The following is a 19,001-nucleotide window of genomic DNA, read 5'->3' on the forward strand; positions in this document are numbered from 1 at the left end:
GGCACATGATGCATATCGTTATCACCGGCGCAGCCGGATTGCTGGGTAAAAAGCTGGTACAGGCTCTGTTGGCTAAAGGCTCCCTGACGGATCGGCAGGGACAATTACGGGCGATAGAACGTATTACCGCCATTGATATCGTCGCGCTCAAGGGGATCAGCGATCCACGATTAAGGGCAGTGAGTGCGGATATCAGCCAAACTTCTGAACTGGAATCGCTGATTGACGCTCGTACAGACAGCGTGTTTCACCTGGCGGCGATCGTGTCCGGTCAGGCGGAGCAGGACTTTGAACTGGGCATGAAGATCAATATTGATGCAGTACGCCAAATTATCGATCGCCTGCGCCATCTGCCACAGCGCGTCAGGCTGGTGACCACCAGTTCAGTTGCGGTGTTTGGTGGCAGACTGCCGCTCAAGGTTGAGGACAGCTGGGTGTGGATGCCGCAAAGTTCCTACGGCACGCAGAAAGCAATAAGTGACCTGCTGCTGGCAGATTACAGCCGCAGGGGCTTTATCGACGGACGCAGTCTGCGGATGCCGACGATTGTGGTACGTCCGGGCAAACCCAATGCCGCCGCATCCAGTTTCGCCAGCGGTATTATCCGCGAACCGCTTAATGGTGCAGCGGTCAACTGCCCGGTAAGCCCTCAGACGCGATTGTGGCTGATGTCCCCGGCCAGGGCCGTACAGGCACTGATCCACGGCCATGAGTTGGATGTCAAACGGCTCGACCAGGGGCGAGTGATTAACCTGTGCGGTCTATCAGTGACGGTAGCAGAGATGTTGGCATCGCTTCAGCGCCTGTGCGGCGATGAAACCGCATCGCGCGTCAGCTTCCAGCAGGATCGCGCCATTGTGGACATTGTGAATTCGTGGCCAGGTGATTTTCATGCTGATTATGCGCACAGGCTGGGTTTTCAGGCCAATGCCTCATTTGATGAAATGATAAACGAATATCTGGTGGAACCTGCCTGAGCGGAGGGATGGCACACTATCTTATTGGTATCGTTTTTTCCATGCAGTCGATTCTTATCGTGGGTGACAGCTGGTTGCAATGCCCTACTTTCTGGCCTGCGCTTCTGATGGGTGTCATCAGCGTGATGTCCCCTTTCTGCTTATGCAACCCTGCCTGGGTAATGGTATCGCTGCCGCGAAAACCCCGGCCCCGTGGCTGGGGCGCAGGCGCAATCTGGTCGCACATGTCTCCTTTGGCCTTGGCCGGTGGTTAAGCGCATGGCTGCTGGCCTTCCCCTTATCTAAATATTTTCGATATCAAACCTGACAGCTGGCCGTTCTGCCGCTTGAGAACGGTTGTCAGGTCTGAGTCAATACACATGACGGGCGCAGAACTTCAGCGCTGGGCCCGTCCAACCTGTTTCAAACCTTAAGCATTTTCACCGTGGCATCTACGTCTATTTCATCTTCAGAGAAGATTAACGTCGTTCCCTGAAAGGTGGTGATCGCCAGTTTTTTCAGCGAGCGTGTGTCGCCGGGTTCAACGGCTGTTTTTGGTCGAATACTACTCATCAGTGCACCGACCGACAGCACCGTATTCTCTTTATCAATTCGGGTCTCGGCAGGCACTTCTTCGCTGTAAACCAGGTAAGATCTGATCGAGGTCAGCTTGAGGCGCTCGCCCGCGATATAGATGTACTGGCTTTCCGGTGCGACTTTCACAGCATAAGCTGATAAACCTTTGTTATTCGTAGTGGGTTCGAAGGTCACCGCCGCATCTTTCTTAATCAGCTCGGGATTGGCGACTTTAATCACGTGAAAATAACGGTTTTCACCGTTTTCATCTTTGATAAATCCAAAACCCTTATCTTTAAACCAGGTTGTGATCGTTCCGTTCATCGCCATTACCGTCTACCTAATCGTTTATCTACTCAATTTTTGCAGCGCGCAGTGTAAAACACAATGCCTGCGCAGACTACGTCTTTGGTTTAAGTGTGGACGATAATTTTCCGCACAGCCAGATTCGCCAGTCGGCTGGAAATTCGCTATCATCCGCTCCCACTTTCCATCCGGGCAGCCTGATGTCTACGATCGCCGATACTTTTATTGCCCCACCCTGTTATGACCAGATAGAGATCCTCTATCAGGACGAACACCTGATGTTGATTAATAAACCCGCCGGGCTGCTCAGCCTTTCGGGGAAAAATCCACAAAATATCGACTCGGTACATCATCGGCTGGTAAAGATATTTCCCGGCTGCACCCTGGTCCACCGCCTTGATTTTGGTACTTCCGGACTGATGTTGATTGCCCGCAATAAGGCTATTAATGCCGCCCTCTGCCAGCAGTTTAGTCAGCGCAAGGTAGCTAAAGTGTACAGCGCACTGCTCTACGGACACCTGAACGATAACGAAGGGATGATAGATGCGGCGATTGCCAAAGATCCGGCGCTGTTCCCGCTGATGTCGATTTGCTCAATCCACGGCAAGCCCGCACGCTCACGCTATCAGGTCTTGGCGCGCTTTTATCACCCGTCGCAAAACGGTACGCAACTACCGTTGACGCGGGTACAGCTAACCCCAGAGACTGGCCGCACACATCAACTCCGCATTCACTGCCAGCAGCTAGGCCACCCCATTTTGGGGTGCGACCTGTATGGCGGCCGCCTGGCGCCGGGCACTGAACGGACGCCACGGCTGATGCTGCACGCCAGTGAATTGCACTTTGTGCATCCCATCAGCGGGGAATGGATCAACGCACATCACGCCAGCCCGTTCTGAAAGCGCAAGCCTCTATCACCCTGCCGCAGCGAAGCCTCGCGGCATCATGCAAAGCGCATAACAATGTCGTTAATCATCTGATTTTAAATAGTAAAATTTCGAAATTGTCTTTACCACATCAAATCATCAGGAATTTTAAAATCGGCATAAGGATCTTCTTCATTTTCCTCTTCCTGACTCAGTACGCTATTTAATACGATGTAGCTCGCATCACGTTGCGCGATTTTATCGGCGACGATCGCGGGGATAATGGCATATTCGCTCTCTGCGCTATTACCGGTCACCAGGCGAGCAATGGCGAGACGCCCACTCACCAGCTGCGTTTGCGTGGTCTTATCAACCGCTATTTTTTTAATCAGGTTATTATCCGTGAAATTGAAATCGATGGTACCTCTTGAAATGACAACTCGATTCATTTCAATAAGCTGCTTCACCTGAGCTTTGTATTCTTTAGATAAAGCAGCCTGTTTTTGTTGTTCGTTTAGCTGCTGATCGCGCTCAAGCTGTGCTTTTTTATTTTCTTCCACTGCCTCTCTTGCCTCACGAGCCTGAACCCGTGATTTTTTAGCCGTCCTTTGGACTTTGGCCATTTTTTTGCTGCTCACTAGCCCAGCTTTAAGCATCTGCTCTTGTAAGGTGAGTTTTGTCATGTTCGTCTCTAAACCCGTTGAGAAATTTATCGGATTATACCTGTAATTTTAGAGGCTATGCCAGGCTGCCGCACCCGAGCACCGTTTGACTTGAGTTTAAGGATGCGACCACAGGTCGGCTGGTGTGCTCTTGGAGCGGATACAATGCTCCACATGCACCAAATCATGAAGGTGGCTCATGTTTTGATGAAATTAAATCACTTTTACTCAATCGATGACTCTGGCATAAAGTATGCAGTGCAATCAGTACCAGACAACATGAAGGCCTGAAGGCCAATAAAGACTAAAACCGTACAAGAAAATTTGAAATTGCTGTAAAAACAAGAATTAATTTCAGGTTTATATTGGAAATCAGGATACCGCATCGCGATGAATAAAGAATTTACATTTACGATTAAAAGCATTTCCTTCGATGAAAATTATAACCCATCCGAGAATACGCGTATCACGACCAACTTTGCTAATTTAGCCAGAGGAAGTAAGCGTCAGGATAATTTGCGCAATACCTTAATGATGATTGACCATCGTTTCAACACCCTGGCACACTGGGATAACCCCAATGGGGATCGCTACTCTGTCAAACTAGAGATCATTTCCGTTGAGATGGATGTTGAAGGCAAGGGCAATACCTTCCCAGTGATTGAAATATTAAAAACGAATATTATCGATCAAAAAAACAACGAAATCATCGAAGGTATTGTCGGCAATAACTTTTCTTCTTACGTGAGGGACTACGACTTTAGCGTATTACTTCCAGAGCACAACAAGGACAAAACCGAATTTAGCACCCCAGCAAACTTCGGCGATTTGCATGGAAATCTGTTTAAATGCTTCGTTAACTCAAATGAATTCAAAGATAAGTTCAATAAACAGCCTGTAATATGCCTGAGTGTCTCTAATAAAAATACTTATCATCGCACTGAACACCAGCATCCTGTATTGGGCTTCGAATACCAGCAAAACAAACCTTCCATGACTGACCATTATTTCAACAAAATGGGGTTACGGGCTCGTTATTTTATGCCACCAAACGGTGTTGCGCCTTTGGCTTTTTATTTTTCCGGCGATTTAACGAGCGATTACACGGATCTTGAGCTTATTAGCACCATCAGCACGATGGAGACTTTTCAGAAGATTTATCGACCTGAGATTTACAATGCTAATTCTGTAGCAGGAAAAGAATACCAGCCAAACCTGATTAACCCGGATTATGCATTAACTCAAATTGTTTATGATCGAGAAGAACGTAGCCAGTTAGCTATTGAGCAGGGAAAGTTTACCGAGGAGCACTTCATCAAACCATACAGGGCTATTCTTGAGCAATGGTCTGCTAATAACGTTCTCTGATTAAACAAAACACAAGGTCATCTGTTATGAAAATATTGTTACCTACCTCAACTGCGGGCAGTTTGCCTAAACCCTCCTGGCTGGCACAGCCCGAAACACTGTGGTCTCCCTGGAAACTGCAAGGTGATGAACTGATTGAGGGTAAACAAGATGCCCTGCGTTTGTGCCTGGAAGACCAACGGCAGGCCGGTATTGATATCGTCAGCGATGGTGAGCAAACGCGCCAACATTTTGTCACTACGTTTATTGAGCACCTCGACGGTGTGGATTTTGAGAAACGCGAGACCGTTAAAATTCGTAATCGCTATGATGCGAGTGTACCGACAGTCGTCGGCGCTGTGGCGCGTCAGAAACCCATTTTTGTCGAAGATGCAAAGTTCTTACGTCAACAAACCACACAACCCATTAAATGGGCGCTGCCAGGCCCGATGACGATGATAGATACGCTCTATGATAGCCACTATAAAAGTCGCGAAAAACTGGCCTGGGAATTCGCTAAAATACTCAATCAAGAAGCCAGAGAATTAGAAGCTGCCGGTGTCGATATCATCCAGTTTGATGAGCCTGCATTTAACGTCTTCTTTGATGAGGTGAATGATTGGGGGATTGCCGCGTTAGAAAGGGCCGTTGAAGGGCTTAAATGTGAAACTGCTGTGCATATTTGCTATGGATACGGCATCAAAGCCAATACTGACTGGAAAAAGACGCTGGGGTCAGAATGGCGGCAATATGAAGAGATTTTCCCCAAACTGCAAACTTCTCAAATCGATATCATCTCGCTGGAATGTCAAAACTCTCGTGTTCCAATGGATCTCATTGAGCTTATTCGAGGCAAAAAAGTCATGGTTGGGGCCATTGACGTGGCAACCAACAACATTGAGACACCAGAAGAAGTTGCCAATACGCTACGAAAAGCACTTCAGTTTGTCGATGCCGACAAACTCTATCCTTCAACAAACTGTGGCATGACTCCCTTATCGCGTCGTGTCGCAAGAGGCAAACTGCATGCGTTAAGTGCAGGCGCAGAAATCGTGCGAAGAGAGCTGACGGCGAAATAACTTCGCCAAAAATCAGTTTAATCGAAGGAAAATCAGTCCGGTTTGAGCGATCTGATCAATCGCGAGGTATCCCAGACCACCAACCGGACTGAGCAATCATGATCATACTCAGCAACGTGACTTCCCCTTCTGCGATTCTCCTGTCCATGACCTGCCCTTCATTGATTTAGTCTGGAACGCCAATGTCCGCTACCGAAACAAAGTCGTCTCAGGATCATCTCGTGTTGGCTTTGAGCTGTGATTTCTATTGGTCATGCGTGCTTCTTAAGTAATAAAGAAGAAATTGTCACAATCTGAATCGACAGTAAGAGTTAAGTCAGAATCGTCAGGCCTGACTTTGAGTGCACTGGCATCATCACGATTTAACCCTTGATTATCGCTATGAGGTCGCCAGTAGCCATCGGTACAAAGCAGCAATATCTCTCCGTGTTGCCAGCTAAAATTTACCTGGTCCGGCAAGGTAAATCGACGGGCTTTTAAAACTCGAGTGAGGAAGCAAGCATAGCTTTCATCTAACTCCGGGAAAGTGCTAACAATAATATGGGGTTCGTTAACCCAATTAATATCGCAGTGATTGCTTTTTCCCAGTCTGCAATCGCCGACATAAACGATCTCTCCGCTACGATCCTTTAAGTCAATGTCAATCAGAGTATAACTGGCACTCTCGGTAAGATAGTCTGGGATCAGCGTCCGGTGAATATCCTTCAGAAGCGTCAAGACCGATCCATGTTCTTGCTTTATATAACTCGTTAACAGTGTTTTTGCCCAATATTCAGCCAGACGACTGGGTGCTTTACCTTTATCTGAGGCATCAACAATAACCGCAGAAAAATGGTCACCATTCGCTCTGATGGCTACATAATCATTATTATTCTTATGTGATGAGCCTTTTTGGCTTTTCCAGGATATATGCATTAGCATGAAGTCCGGGTGACTATCTCTTCAATACGATCAAATATAATTTTCTCACGCTGGCTACTACCGTTGCTTTGACTGCTCACTGCATATTCAAAATTAGTGTCGTCCAGTAACTGGCTAAGTTGCTCTGAGATAAATGCCTTAACTGCATCTGGTGCACTGCCCAGTTCACTTATTAACTCTTCACGCCCGTCGATTAAATTAATGATATCCTCAATGTCACGGCTGGTTAATGCATCTCCCTGCCCTCTGCCAAGCCAGGCTTCGAGTTTGGTGGCAATAAAGTAGACCGGAGAAACAAGCTTTATAACGATGTCTTCATTAAGTTGCTAATCAAAAGCATTTTCCATGGCTTCTTTATACCATCTGTTACTGAAACCTAGAATATCTTCATCATCTGGCATAATATCTACACGCAGTTCACCCAGTTGCATAGCGCAAATGGGGGTATCTTCATCTATATCTAGGGCAACATCTTTGAACCCCTCTCCTTTAATTTATCCTGAAGAGCATGATAACTTGCATAACTAATCACATGAACAATTAAGTCTACATCATCTGTATGCCGGACTTGCTCAGCAGTAACCTCATCCGTCAGTAAAAGTGCAGTAGTACATCCTCCGACAAAAGTGACCTGCTTCACCAAATCAGGCCCTAATGCACCCGCCACTTCGACCAGCATACGCTGTTGCTGTTTAGCTTGCATGAATCATATCTCCGTAAACATATTTTTCAGCATATTTGCGGCTAAGCCCGCTTCACGCTGATTTCCGAGCCTGATCGCATCTACCAAGGCAAGCATGGCATATAAATCACCATCCTGCCGAACAGCATAAGGAACGCTATGAAATAAAGGTATCACTTTCAATCCTTTACTTTTTGCTCTTTCATCAGGCCAGACCGCGATTAACTCACCCGAACTGAACAGCTTTTCATTTAACACAGGAGCAGAAAAAGAGGTGGCTATCCCACGTGTTAGTTCTCCCATCCTGGCGGGGAAGACATACTTTATCCCGTAGATGACAAATTCGAGCAGGGATTTCTTATTAGTTCTCGGCACACCATATTTACGGTCTTTCTTAGCCAGACCAATATCCGTGCATCTCTTAACAGACTCTGCTATTTGTGTTTTACTTATGCCCGTCGTTTTTTCCAAGCTACGAACGGTATAAAGACTCTCACGGTAAGCTCCAATCTCACTAAATTCAATGATCCCTTTCTGCTTCAGCGCTTCTTCTTCTGTGATGTCCCAGTCCCGCCATAACTCAGGCCGCGGCCTTAATTTTTCAGCATCGTTTAGGTGCTTTTCCTGGCGTTGCAGCGATACCAGCTTCAATAATAATAAAATATCTTGACCTTTCATACCCCAACCTATCTCGCCGTCCCGCGTCCCGGGACAAGGGACGATGCTGCGTTATTAAAGAAAATAAAGCAAGTAGAAATTTCGTTCGAACGGCATCAGAGAGCATGAAGCGAAGTTTTTTTCACCGACAGGCAGAGGGCTTGGGAAGCTACGATAGCAATACAGCTACCAATAAAACCATTTAAATGTTTATTTTTCATTGAGTTAAAAACAATCCCATTAAAAAAAGTACTTCCCGTAAGTAATAGCTGCCAGGAAATGCCAGACACAAAAAAACCCGCAGTTACGCGGGTTTAGATGAGTTTTACTGCTTTACGAGCAGGCTGTTGCCAGACGTTAAATCATTCCCACTCAATAGTCGCCGGTGGTTTTCCAGAAATATCGTAAACCACGCGGGAAATACCGTCGATTTCGTTGATGATGCGGTTAGATACGCGGCCGAGGAACTCATACGGCAAATGCGCCCAGTGCGCGGTCATAAAGTCGATGGTTTCTACCGCACGCAGGGAAACGACCCAGTCATACTTGCGGCCATCGCCCATGACACCAACGGAACGCACCGGCAGGAACACGGTGAACGCCTGGCTGACCTTGTTATACAGGTCGGCTTTATGCAGCTCTTCAATAAAGATAGCATCGGCACGGCGCAGCAGGTCGCAGTACTCTTTCTTCACTTCGCCCAGTACGCGCACGCCAAGACCCGGCCCCGGGAACGGATGACGGAACAGCATGGCGTGCGGCAGGCCCAGCTCCAGACCGATTTTGCGCACTTCATCTTTAAACAGCTCTTTCAGCGGCTCAACCAGACCCAGCTTCATCTCTTTCGGCAGGCCACCCACGTTGTGGTGCGATTTGATCACATGCGCCTTACCGGTTGCCGACGCGGCAGATTCAATCACGTCAGGGTAGATAGTTCCCTGCGCCAACCACTTCACATCAGTGAGCTTAGTGGCTTCTTCGTCGAACAGTTCCACGAATACGCGACCAATAATCTTGCGCTTGGCTTCCGGCTCGTCAGTACCGGCCAGTGCGTCAAGGAAGCGGTTTTCCGCCGCCACATGGATGATATTCAGACCAAAGTGGTCACCGAACATCTCCATCACCTGCTCCGCTTCGTTCAGGCGCAGCAGGCCGTTATCCACGAATACGCAGGTCAGACGGTCGCCAATAGCGCGGTGCAGCAGCATCGCGGTAACGGAGGAGTCAACGCCGCCGGACAGGCCGAGGATCACTTTGTCGTTACCTACCTGCTCACGCAGACGTTCAACGGCATCCTCAATGATCTTCGCCGGGGTCCACAGCGCTTCACACTGGCAGATATCGCGCACGAAGCGCTCCAGCAGGCGCAGCCCCTGACGGGTATGCGTCACTTCCGGATGGAACTGCACGCCGTAGAAACGTTTCTCTTCATTAGCCATAATGGCAAACGGACAGGTATCGGTGCTGGCAACGGTGACAAAATCAGACGGGATGGCGGTGACTTTATCACCGTGGCTCATCCACACGTCCAGCAACGGCTTACCGTCTGCGCTGATAGCATCTTCGATATCGCGGACCAGCGCGCTCTGGTTTTTCACTTCCACCTGCGCATAGCCGAACTCACGCTCGCTGGAGCCTTCCACCTTGCCGCCGAGCTGCAACGCCATTGTCTGCATACCGTAGCACACGCCCAGCACCGGCACGCCGGCGTTAAACACGTATTCCGGGGCACGCGGGCTGTCGTGCTCTGTGGTACTTTCCGGGCCGCCGGAGAGGATGATGCCGTTCGGATTGAACCCACGGATCTGCTCTTCGGTAACGTCCCACGCCCACAGCTCGCAGTAGACACCCAGCTCACGCACGCGACGCGCGACCAGCTGAGTGTACTGTGAACCGAAATCGAGGATCAGGATGCGATGTTTATGAATATTTTCCGTCGTCATTGGGCTATTCCAGGGCGATGTCATACAAAATTCGGGATGGGATAAAACGCCCGGCCAAGCCGGGCGGGTAGTATCGGGTTATCAGGAACCCATACGGTAGTTCGGCGACTCTTTGGTAATGGTCACGTCGTGAACGTGGCTTTCCGAAATACCGGCACCGCTGATGCGCACGAATTCCGCTTTGGTGCGCAGTTCGTCGATAGTAGCACAGCCGGTCAGACCCATACAGGAGCGCAGGCCGCCCATCTGCTGATGCACGATCTCTTTCAGACGGCCTTTGTACGCCACGCGGCCTTCGATACCTTCCGGCACCAATTTATCTGCAGCATTGTCGGTCTGGAAATAACGGTCGGAAGAACCTTTCGACATCGCGCCCAGTGAGCCCATACCACGGTAAGACTTAAATGAACGTCCCTGGTACAGTTCAATTTCGCCCGGCGACTCTTCTGTACCTGCCAGCATGGAGCCGACCATCACCACCGCAGCACCGGCGGCGATAGCTTTAGCAATATCGCCAGAGAAGCGGATGCCGCCATCAGCGATAACCGGAATGCCGGTGCCTTCCAGCGCGGCAACAGCGTCAGAAACGGCGGTGATCTGCGGTACGCCCACGCCGGTAACAATACGGGTAGTACAAATGGAGCCAGGGCCGATACCGACTTTCACCGCGCTGACGCCCGCTTCGGCCAGCGCCAGCGCGCCAGCGCCGGTCGCCACGTTGCCGCCGACGATTTGCAGATCGGGGTATTTAGCACGGGTTTCACGGATGCGTTGCAGAACGCCTTCAGAATGGCCGTGGGAGGAGTCGATCAGCAGCACGTCAACTCCGGCAGCGACCAGCGCGTCCACGCGTTCTTCATTGCCAGCCCCCGCACCGACGGCGGCACCCACGCGCAGGCGACCATGCTCATCTTTACAGGCAAGAGGTTTACGTTCCGCTTTCTGGAAGTCTTTCACGGTGATCATGCCCAGCAGATGGAAACTGTCATCCACCACCAGCGCTTTTTCTACACGTTTTTCGTGCATTTTATGCAGCACCACTTCGCGCGCTTCACCCTCTTTCACCGTCACCAGGCGCTCTTTTGGCGTCATCACCGCAGAAACGGGCAGGCTCAGATCGGTAACAAAGCGAACATCACGTCCGGTGATAATGCCGACCAGCTCGTTTTCGCCGTTGACCACTGGGTAACCGGCAAAGCCGTTACGTTCGGTCAGTGCTTTCACTTCGCTTAATGCCGTAGTTGGCAGCACGGTCTGCGGGTCGGTTACCACGCCGCTTTCATGCTTCTTCACCCGGCGAACTTCTTCCGCCTGGCGCTCAATGGACATGTTTTTGTGAATAAAGCCCAGACCGCCTTCTTGCGCCAGCGCAATGGCCAAACCCGCTTCGGTCACGGTGTCCATAGCAGCAGATAGCATGGGAATGTTCAGACGGATAGTTTTAGTGAGCTTGGTGCTGAGGTCGGCGGTGTTTGGCAGCACCGTGGAGTGAGCAGGAACGAGCAGAACGTCGTCGAATGTCAGGGCTTCTTTAGCGATTCTTAGCATGGCAATATCTCAACCTCAGGGTGAATGAGAACTTGTAAAATATTGCCGCGGCATTATACAGGCGGTAATCGATTGCCTCCAGCATTATTTACTTAAAACTCTTGATCCCCTGAGCCAGGGATGTAGTATCAGTTGATTAACCCGCTGATTTAGAGTTTCATCTTCATCACATGTCGCAACCACCAGCCAGTAATATTTTTACCGTGAGCCGTCTCAATAGCACAGTGCGTAAGCTGCTGGAGATTGAGATGGGCCAGGTCTGGTTGAGCGCGGAGATCTCTAATTTCTCCCAACCCTCTTCCGGCCACTGGTATTTTACGCTAAAAGACGATACGGCTCAGGTTCGCTGCGCGATGTTTCGCAACGGCAACCGCCGCGTCACCTTCCGCCCGCAAAATGGTCAGCAGGTACTGGTGCGCGCCACCATCACCCTGTATGAACCACGCGGCGACTATCAGCTGATCGCCGAAAGCATGCAGCCTGCCGGAGACGGCCTGTTACAGCAGCAGTTCGATCGGCTGAAGCAGCGCCTGATGACCGAAGGTCTATTTGAACAGAGGCATAAAAAACCGTTGCCGGATCCGGCGCGTCAGGTTGGGGTGATCACCTCCTCTAGCGGCGCTGCGTTACACGACGTGTTACGCGTGTTACAACGCCGTGACCCTTCCCTGCCCGTGGTTATCTACCCGACTCCCGTGCAGGGCGCAGAAGCGCCTACAGGCATCGTACGCGCCATTGAGCTGGCCAACGCCCGTAACGAGTGCGACGTGCTGATCGTCGGTCGCGGTGGCGGTTCGCTGGAAGATTTATGCAGCTTCAACGATGAGCGCGTGGCGCGGGCGATTTATGCCAGCCGCATACCGATTGTCAGTGCGGTGGGCCATGAAACCGATGTCACCATTGCCGATTTTGTTGCCGACCTGCGCGCCCCGACGCCTTCCGCCGCCGCCGAGCTGGTCAGCCGCGATCAGATTGATCGGCTGCGCCAGCTACAGTCGCAGCAGCAGCGTATGGAAATGGCGATGGATTACTATCTCGCCCGGCAGCAGAGCACGTTTACCCGCTTGCAGCATCGCTTACAGCAGCAGCACCCGCAGCTGAGGCTGGCGCGCCAACAAACCGCCCTAATGAAAGTGCAGCGCCGTCTGGACGATGCGCTGCAACAGCATCTGCGCCAGGCCACGCGTCGCCAGGAGCAACTCGGCCAGCGCCTCAACGCTTTCCGCCCGGAGATGCGTATTGAGCGGGCAGGCCAGCAGTTACAACAGCAGCAATATCGGCTACAGCAGGCGATGCAGCAGCAGCTTAGCGCAGGAAAGCAGCACTTTGGTCAGCTTGCCGCCCGGCTGGAGGGCGTCAGCCCGCTGGCTACGCTGGCACGCGGCTTCAGCGTCACCAGTACCGCCGACGGTCAGGTGATCAAAAAAACCAGACAGCTGCATCAGGGTGACACGCTGAAGACCCGCCTCGACGATGGCTGGGTAGAAAGTGAAGTCACCGCCATCACCCCGCTGAAAAAACCGCGCAAACGCAGCCTCTGATTGCCCCACCGCTTCGGCACGGTCGTGACGATTAACAGGCAAAAAAATACCCCTCCATAACTGAAGGGGTATCGCTGACAGACGGCAATGCTTGCTATTTGTCGAGCGCGTAAGCTATCACATAATCACCACGATCCGGTGACTGACGCGCCCCGCCCGCAGAGATCAGGATGTACTGCTTACCGGTTTTTGGCGATTTATAGCTCATCGGCCCTCCCTGGCTTCCGACCGGCAGACGGGCTTTCCACACTTCTTTACCGGTTGAGGTATCGAAAGCACGCAAATAGTAATCCTGGGTTCCGGCGATAAACACCAGGCCGCCCTGTGTGGCAAGCGTACCGCCCAGCGTCGGCATTCCGACCGGCATCTGCACATGCATTTTAATACCAAACGGCCCGGTATCCTGCACTGTCCCTACCGGAACCTGCCATACGACTTTCTGCGTTTTCAAATCGATTGCCGAAAGCGTGCCAAACGGCGGTTTCTGGCAGGGGATCCCCAATGGAGACATAAAGCGGTTTTTGTTTACCGCATAAGGCGTGCCTTTTAACGGTACCGCACCCATCCCGGTATTTACCGACTCGCCGCCATTACCGGCTTTGGCATCGGCTTTTGCCGGTAGCATCTGCACCCACAGGCCAAGACGCATATCGTTAGCAAAGATGTAATGATTATGCGGATCGGTGGACAAGCTGCCCCAGTTCATACCGCCCAGCGATCCCGGGAAACTCAGAGAAATATCGGTCCCCGGAACGGTATAGAGACCATCGTAGCGCATCGATTTAAAGCCGATACGGCAGGCCAACTGGTCAAACGGCGTGGCCCCCCACATATCCGACTCTTTCAGGGTTTCTGCGCCAATCTGCGGCATCCCGACGGATTTCGGTTGGGTTGGCGTGTACTGTTCGTTAGGGATATTCCCGCGCTTAACCGGAACCTCTTTCACTTCAGTCAGCGGCTGGCCGGTCAGACGATCCAGCACGTAAATTTGTCCCGCTTTGGTGCCAAACACCACCGCCGGTTTCGTGCTGCCATCTTTTTGCGGGAAGTCGATCAGGCTTGGCTGCATCGGAATGTCGAAATCCCACAAATCGTTATGCACGGTCTGATACACCCACTTCTCTTTCCCGCTGGTGGCGTCCAGCGCCAGGATGGAAGCGCCATATTTGTGGTCAAGCGCGTTGCGGTTAGCCCCCCACAGATCGACCGAAGAACTCCCCATGGGTAAGAACACGGTGTTCATGGCCGCATCGTAAGACATCGGCGCCCATGAATTCGGCGTGCTGCGAGTAAAGTTCTTGCCGTCCTCCAGAGGGGCGTTGGGCTCTTTGTTACCCGGATCGAACGCCCAGCGCATGGCACCACTGACGACATCAAAACCGCGCAGCACGCCACCAGGCATATCGGTCTGCACATTGTCCGCGACGCGACCGCCCACAACCACCGTCGTACCCGCCAGGGTCGGCGCTGAAGTCAGCTGATATTTAGGATCGCTGGCTTCACCCAAACCGGCTTTCAGGTCAACAAACCCCTTGTTGCCAAAGTGCTGGCATAGCTCGCCATTGTCAGCGTTGATCGCCACCAGACGCGCGTCGATAGTATTCATCAGGATACGGCGTTGGCAGCTGTCACCCGCCGCCAGAATAACCGGCGTCACCGGGGTGGAGTCCGGTACTGAAGGCTGTTGCAGCGGTTTAGCGGCATCAAAATAGGCCAGGCCACGGCAGCGGTTCCATACCTGAGACTGAGCGTTAATCTCAGTTTTCCAGATCTGCTTACCGCTGTCGGCATCCAGCGCAATCACGTTATTATGCGGAGTGCAGAGGAACACACGATCGCCGACCTGCAACGGAGTCTGCTGATCTTCCGCACCGTTACCGGTCGGGCTTTCGGGGGTATCGCCAGTGTGATAAGTCCATACCGGCTTCAAATCCTTCACGTTATCGCGGGTGATCTGGTCCAGCGCCACAAAGCGGCTTCCCGCAGCGGTATTCCCGTAGTTGTCCCAATTTTTCTGCTCGGCAGATTTATCAACCGCCACCAGCGGCAGTTCCTGACCATCAGAAGCCACGGTCGGGTGCGGCTGGAACATCCCGTATGCGGTAACCAGCAGACCTGTCAACGTCACTCCGCTCAGGCCATAGGCGACTTTGGCATGACCGTTACGCGCTTCGCGCAGGCGCAAAGATGGGTAAGTCAGTAACGCGAGCAGCAATATCCCACCGAGAAACATCAGGCGAGAAACCAGCGGCCAAAAGTCCACGCCAACATCCTGTACGGCCCAAATAGCGGAACCGATAAACACCAGTGCATAAATCACTACCGCAGAAGATCGGCGGCGGAAGAACTGGATGGCGGAAAGTACGGTGAAGATACCGGCGATGAGGAAATACCCGCTACCGCCGAGTGATACCAGCTTGCCCCCACCGATAACAAAGTAAAGACCGGTTGCCAGTAACAGAATACCCAGCACAAAACACCATAAGCCCAGCCATTTTGAGGACCCGGCGTGCATTTGAGGCATACAAAAATACTCCTGGAGATAATAAGGCCGACTCACGTAAAGCCTTATCTGATTGAACCTGACCTGGGGCCGTAACGCCCTCCTTTTTGCGCAAGCAGGCCGTTACGCGCAGGCGTAAGCAGCAATACTGGCAAGCAAAAAAATTGTACCATCAGGTTCGTAATGCAGAAACATGAAGTTAACAACTTAACCATTATTGGTAACGGTTAGCCCAATCTCGGCACAAAATGATCAACAAAGGGATAAGTGTTTAATATCGTCATATTGCAGAGAAAAACTCACTCTCCGGCTCCGGCGGGCAACAGGTACGATGACAAGCGGCTGATAATCTGACCAACGGCATCCGTTTTCAGCCGAAAAAAAAGGGGGCCATCAGGCCCCCTCAGATATCAACGTTTGTTCTTTTTCAGATGACTCATTAAGCGTTGGCGTTTGCGCTGCTGATTAGGCGTCAGCAGGTTACGTTTGCCTTCGTAAGGGTTATCACCCTCTTTAAACTGAATACGGATCGGCGTACCCATGATATCCAGCGAACGACGGAAATAGTTCATCAGATAACGCTTATAGGAATCAGGCAGGTCTTTAACCTGATTGCCGTGGATCACCACAATCGGCGGGTTATAACCCCCGGCGTGAGCATATTTTAACTTCACGCGGCGGCTGCGTACCAGCGGTGGCTGATGGTCGTCAGCGGCCATATTCATAATCCGCGTCAGCATCGAGGTGTTAACGCGACGCGTTGAACAGTCGTAAGCTTCGGTCACCGACTCAAACAGATTACCCACGCCGCTGCCGTGCAGGGCAGAGATAAAGTGAATACGCGCAAAGTCGATAAAGCCGAGGCGATAATCCAACGCTTCTTTGACTTCGTCACGCACTTCCTGTGACAGACCATCCCACTTGTTGACCACAATCACCAGTGAGCGCCCGCTATTAAGGATGAAGCCCAACAGGGAAAGGTCCTGATCGGAAATACCTTCGTGAGCGTCGATAACCAACATCACCACGTTGGCATCTTCAATGGCTTTCAGCGTTTTGATTACCGAGAATTTTTCAACCGTTTCAGTGACTTTTCCGCGCTTGCGCACTCCGGCGGTGTCGATCAGGATATACTCGCGACCGTCACGCTCCATCGGGATATAAATACTGTCACGCGTAGTTCCCGGCATATCAAACACCACTACGCGGTCTTCGCCGAGAATACGGTTAGTTAGCGTTGACTTGCCGACGTTAGGACGACCGACGATGGCCAGCTTGATTGGCAGATCGAGCGGATTGAAATCATCTTCTTTATCCGCTGTCTCTTCGCCATTGGCTTTGGCTTCTTTCGCTGCCAGTTCAGCCCAGTAGGCTTCGTTTTCTTCTTCTTCCGTCAGCTCACGCTCCGGGGCAACCTCGTCCATCCACGGCAGCAATACCAGCTCCAGCAGGCTGGTTACGCCGCGTCCGTGGGAGGCGGCAATCGGGTGAATTTCCCCTAAACCCAGTGACCAGAAGTCCACAACCGCAGAATCTGCATCAAGTCCGTCAGTCTTGTTGGCGACCAGGAAAGTTGGCTTCTGACGAGAGCGCAGGTGTTTAGCAATAGCCGTATCGGCTGGCATCAGCCCGGCACGGGCATCGACCATAAACAGCACTACATCGGCTTCTTCAATCGCCAGCAGTGACTGTTGCGCCATACGGGTTTCAACGCCCTCTTCGTTACCGTCGATACCGCCGGTATCGATGCAAATAAACTCACGCCCTTCTATTTCGGCACGACCGTATTTGCGGTCTCGGGTTAGCCCGGGGAAATCCGCTACCAGCGCATCTCTTGTGCGTGTTAAGCGGTTGAAAAGGGTGGATTTTCCCACATTGGGACGCCCGACCAGCGCGACCACAGGTACCATATTGAAGCCTCATAACTAAATAATAAGCGCCTGGCTGCGAAGATCTTTTCGCTGCCCGTGGTCAGTTAATCTGACGCAGGGCACAGGCCGATGGCGCTTAGGATAACACGCCGGGAGAAAAACAAAACGGCCCCTGACTAATCAGGAGCCGTTTTACCCTTTATCATTCAGCCTGCCAGCAGGCGAAACAAGCGGGTAGTCATGCAAAATCGGATTAGCGCGTAATCGCGTAAACCTCGCCGTTTTTCGACTGGATCAGCAACTTGTCGCTGGCAACCACCGGCTCCGTCTGGAAACCAGAACTGTCCAACTTCTGCTGCGCAACAAAACGCCCGTCGTCGGTATTAATCCAGTGCAGGTAACCTTCGCTGTCACCCACTACCAGGTAGCCGTTATACAGTACCGGTGAAGTCAGGTTACGGTGCAGAAGATCGCTCTGACGCCAGATGCTGACACCGCCTTCAGTGTTCAGCGCCATGACGCGGTCGTCCTGATCAATCAGGAAGATACGGCCAGCGTCAACGATCATATCGTGCACCGAGCCAATTTCACGCTTCCACAGGATCTGGCCGGAGCGCAGATCCAGCGCCGTCAGATTACCGTTATAGGCCAGCGCATATATCACGCCGTTCACCACGACCGGAGTAGTATCCACATCGGCGAGACGATCAATTTCGGTCGAGCCGCCAGGCTGCGAGATACGCTGCTGCCAGATAATCTGGCCCTGATTCATCATCACTGCACTGACGCGCCCATTGTCGCCACCGACAATGGCAGCCCCAAATGCGCTGGCCGGTGCAGATTCGCCGCGCAGGCTTAGCGCTGGCACATCAAGATTTACTGACCATTTAACATTACCGCTTAACTGATCGAGTCCCTGCAACATACCGTTGCTGGTATGAACCAGCACCAGACCATCACTGACTACCGGACGGGATAACACTTCACCCGCCGCTTTAGTCTGCCAGGCAATTGAGCCATCGCTGGTATTGAGCGCAAAGACCTGGGCGCGTTCGCTGCCCAGGTAAACACGGCCGTTATCAACAGTCAGCCCACCTGAGAGTAGGGCCGGGATATTACTTGAGAAAAAGCCTGTTTTTTCAGACAGGTCAACTTTCCACTGTTCTTTACCATCGCCTGAATTCAGCGCTTTAACCGTACCGTGGCGATCGGCCGCGTAAACGGTGTTATCTGCCCAAGCCGGATGCAGGTTAGAGTAGAAATCACCCACGCCATTGCCGACAGAGGTGCTCCACACTTTTTTCGGTTCGAACTGATTCTGTACTGTCGGTAGTGGTGACATGGTGACAACATCTTCTTCACCGCTAAACCATGAGCATCCGCTAAGCAGGGTAACTGACATCAGTCCCGGCAAAAGTAACTTACGCAATTCCATGAAATTCCTCTTGTGCCTGTGCAGGCCAAATTTTAGAGCCAGATCCATGATACTTCAAGCCGACAGAACCCAAGCTAAAAGCGGTACATGACCGGGCCTCTGCCCTTC

The 19,001-nt window shown here is 51.7% G+C and carries 15 protein-coding genes and 1 pseudogene; 6 read left to right on the forward strand and 10 right to left on the reverse strand.

Translation table 11 applies throughout. From position 1 onward, the window contains the following. Nucleotides 1–8: 8 nt before the first annotated feature. Nucleotides 9–977 carry a D-erythronate dehydrogenase gene (denD, locus tag EPIR_RS12500; RefSeq protein WP_023655787.1) on the forward strand — a complete coding sequence of 323 codons (969 nt, stop codon included), beginning with the start codon at nt 9–11 and terminating at the stop codon, nt 975–977. Nucleotides 978–1,018: 41 nt separating this feature from the next. Beyond that, nucleotides 1,019–1,284: pseudogene (locus EPIR_RS19295) on the forward strand (DUF2938 family protein). 95 nt (nt 1,285–1,379) lie between these two features. On the opposite strand, the gene EPIR_RS12510 reads toward EPIR_RS19295, so the two are convergent. After that, nucleotides 1,380–1,862: a cold-shock protein gene (locus EPIR_RS12510; protein ID WP_023655789.1), complete on the reverse strand. Its 483-nt coding sequence runs from the start codon at nt 1,860–1,862 to the stop codon at nt 1,380–1,382. A 176-nt stretch (nt 1,863–2,038) separates the two neighbouring features. Between EPIR_RS12510 and EPIR_RS12515 the strand changes: the two genes are divergently transcribed. Beyond that, a complete protein-coding gene (locus tag EPIR_RS12515) occupies nt 2,039–2,737 on the forward strand; it encodes an RluA family pseudouridine synthase (RefSeq protein ID WP_023655790.1) in 699 nt (232 codons plus the stop codon). Between the two features lie 110 nt (nt 2,738–2,847). On the opposite strand, the gene EPIR_RS12520 is transcribed toward EPIR_RS12515, so the two are convergent. Then, the gene (locus EPIR_RS12520; RefSeq protein WP_023655791.1) at nt 2,848–3,387 is read right to left on the reverse strand and encodes a DUF2058 domain-containing protein; all 540 of its coding nucleotides are present in this window, start codon (nt 3,385–3,387) and stop codon (nt 2,848–2,850) included. A 369-nt stretch (nt 3,388–3,756) separates the two neighbouring features. Between EPIR_RS12520 and EPIR_RS12525 the strand changes: the two genes are divergently transcribed. Both EPIR_RS12525 and EPIR_RS12530 read left to right on the forward strand, forming a co-directional pair. Continuing rightward, a complete protein-coding gene (locus tag EPIR_RS12525; protein ID WP_023655792.1) occupies nt 3,757–4,734 on the forward strand; it encodes a DUF1852 domain-containing protein in 978 nt (325 codons plus the stop codon). A 26-nt stretch (nt 4,735–4,760) separates the two neighbouring features. Then, entirely contained in the window at nt 4,761–5,792 is a 1,032-nt protein-coding gene (locus EPIR_RS12530) for a methionine synthase (RefSeq protein ID WP_023655793.1), read from the forward strand. Nucleotides 5,793–6,056: 264 nt separating this feature from the next. Here the strand turns inward: EPIR_RS12530 and EPIR_RS12535 are convergent, their stop codons facing one another. The 5 genes from EPIR_RS12535 to guaB all read right to left on the reverse strand — a co-directional run bounded on the left by EPIR_RS12535 (nt 6,057) and on the right by guaB (nt 11,543). After that, on the reverse strand, nt 6,057–6,707 hold the full coding sequence (locus EPIR_RS12535; protein ID WP_048697540.1) for a hypothetical protein: 651 nt from the start codon (nt 6,705–6,707) through the stop codon (nt 6,057–6,059). 466 nt (nt 6,708–7,173) lie between these two features. Next, nucleotides 7,174–7,416 carry a hypothetical protein gene (locus tag EPIR_RS19095; RefSeq protein WP_023655796.1) on the reverse strand — a complete coding sequence of 81 codons (243 nt, stop codon included), beginning with the start codon at nt 7,414–7,416 and terminating at the stop codon, nt 7,174–7,176. 3 nt (nt 7,417–7,419) lie between these two features. Further along, nucleotides 7,420–8,073: a hypothetical protein gene (locus EPIR_RS12545; RefSeq protein ID WP_023655797.1), complete on the reverse strand. Its 654-nt coding sequence runs from the start codon at nt 8,071–8,073 to the stop codon at nt 7,420–7,422. A gap of 341 nt (nt 8,074–8,414) precedes the next feature. Beyond that, nucleotides 8,415–9,995: a glutamine-hydrolyzing GMP synthase gene (gene guaA, locus EPIR_RS12550; RefSeq protein WP_048697541.1), complete on the reverse strand. Its 1,581-nt coding sequence runs from the start codon at nt 9,993–9,995 to the stop codon at nt 8,415–8,417. An 81-nt stretch (nt 9,996–10,076) separates the two neighbouring features. After that, nucleotides 10,077–11,543 (reverse strand): IMP dehydrogenase, encoded by a 1,467-nt coding sequence (gene guaB, locus EPIR_RS12555; RefSeq protein WP_012440781.1) that lies wholly within the window; start codon nt 11,541–11,543, stop codon nt 10,077–10,079. 170 nt (nt 11,544–11,713) lie between these two features. Here guaB and xseA point away from each other — a divergent pair, with 170 nt between their 5' ends. Next, nucleotides 11,714–13,084: an exodeoxyribonuclease VII large subunit gene (gene xseA, locus EPIR_RS12560; protein ID WP_023655799.1), complete on the forward strand. Its 1,371-nt coding sequence runs from the start codon at nt 11,714–11,716 to the stop codon at nt 13,082–13,084. Between the two features lie 94 nt (nt 13,085–13,178). On the opposite strand, the gene EPIR_RS12565 is transcribed toward xseA, so the two are convergent. The 3 genes from EPIR_RS12565 to bamB all read right to left on the reverse strand — a co-directional run bounded on the left by EPIR_RS12565 (nt 13,179) and on the right by bamB (nt 18,893). Next, nucleotides 13,179–15,608: a glucose/quinate/shikimate family membrane-bound PQQ-dependent dehydrogenase gene (locus tag EPIR_RS12565; RefSeq protein ID WP_023655800.1), complete on the reverse strand. Its 2,430-nt coding sequence runs from the start codon at nt 15,606–15,608 to the stop codon at nt 13,179–13,181. Between the two features lie 389 nt (nt 15,609–15,997). After that, nucleotides 15,998–17,497: a ribosome biogenesis GTPase Der gene (gene der, locus EPIR_RS12570; RefSeq protein ID WP_023655801.1), complete on the reverse strand. Its 1,500-nt coding sequence runs from the start codon at nt 17,495–17,497 to the stop codon at nt 15,998–16,000. A gap of 214 nt (nt 17,498–17,711) precedes the next feature. Further along, nucleotides 17,712–18,893: an outer membrane protein assembly factor BamB gene (gene bamB / locus EPIR_RS12575; protein ID WP_023655802.1), complete on the reverse strand. Its 1,182-nt coding sequence runs from the start codon at nt 18,891–18,893 to the stop codon at nt 17,712–17,714. Nucleotides 18,894–19,001: the final 108 nt, after the last annotated feature.

Origin of the sequence: Erwinia piriflorinigrans CFBP 5888 (assembly GCF_001050515.1) — a bacterium.
Lineage (GTDB): Bacteria > Pseudomonadota > Gammaproteobacteria > Enterobacterales > Enterobacteriaceae > Erwinia > Erwinia piriflorinigrans.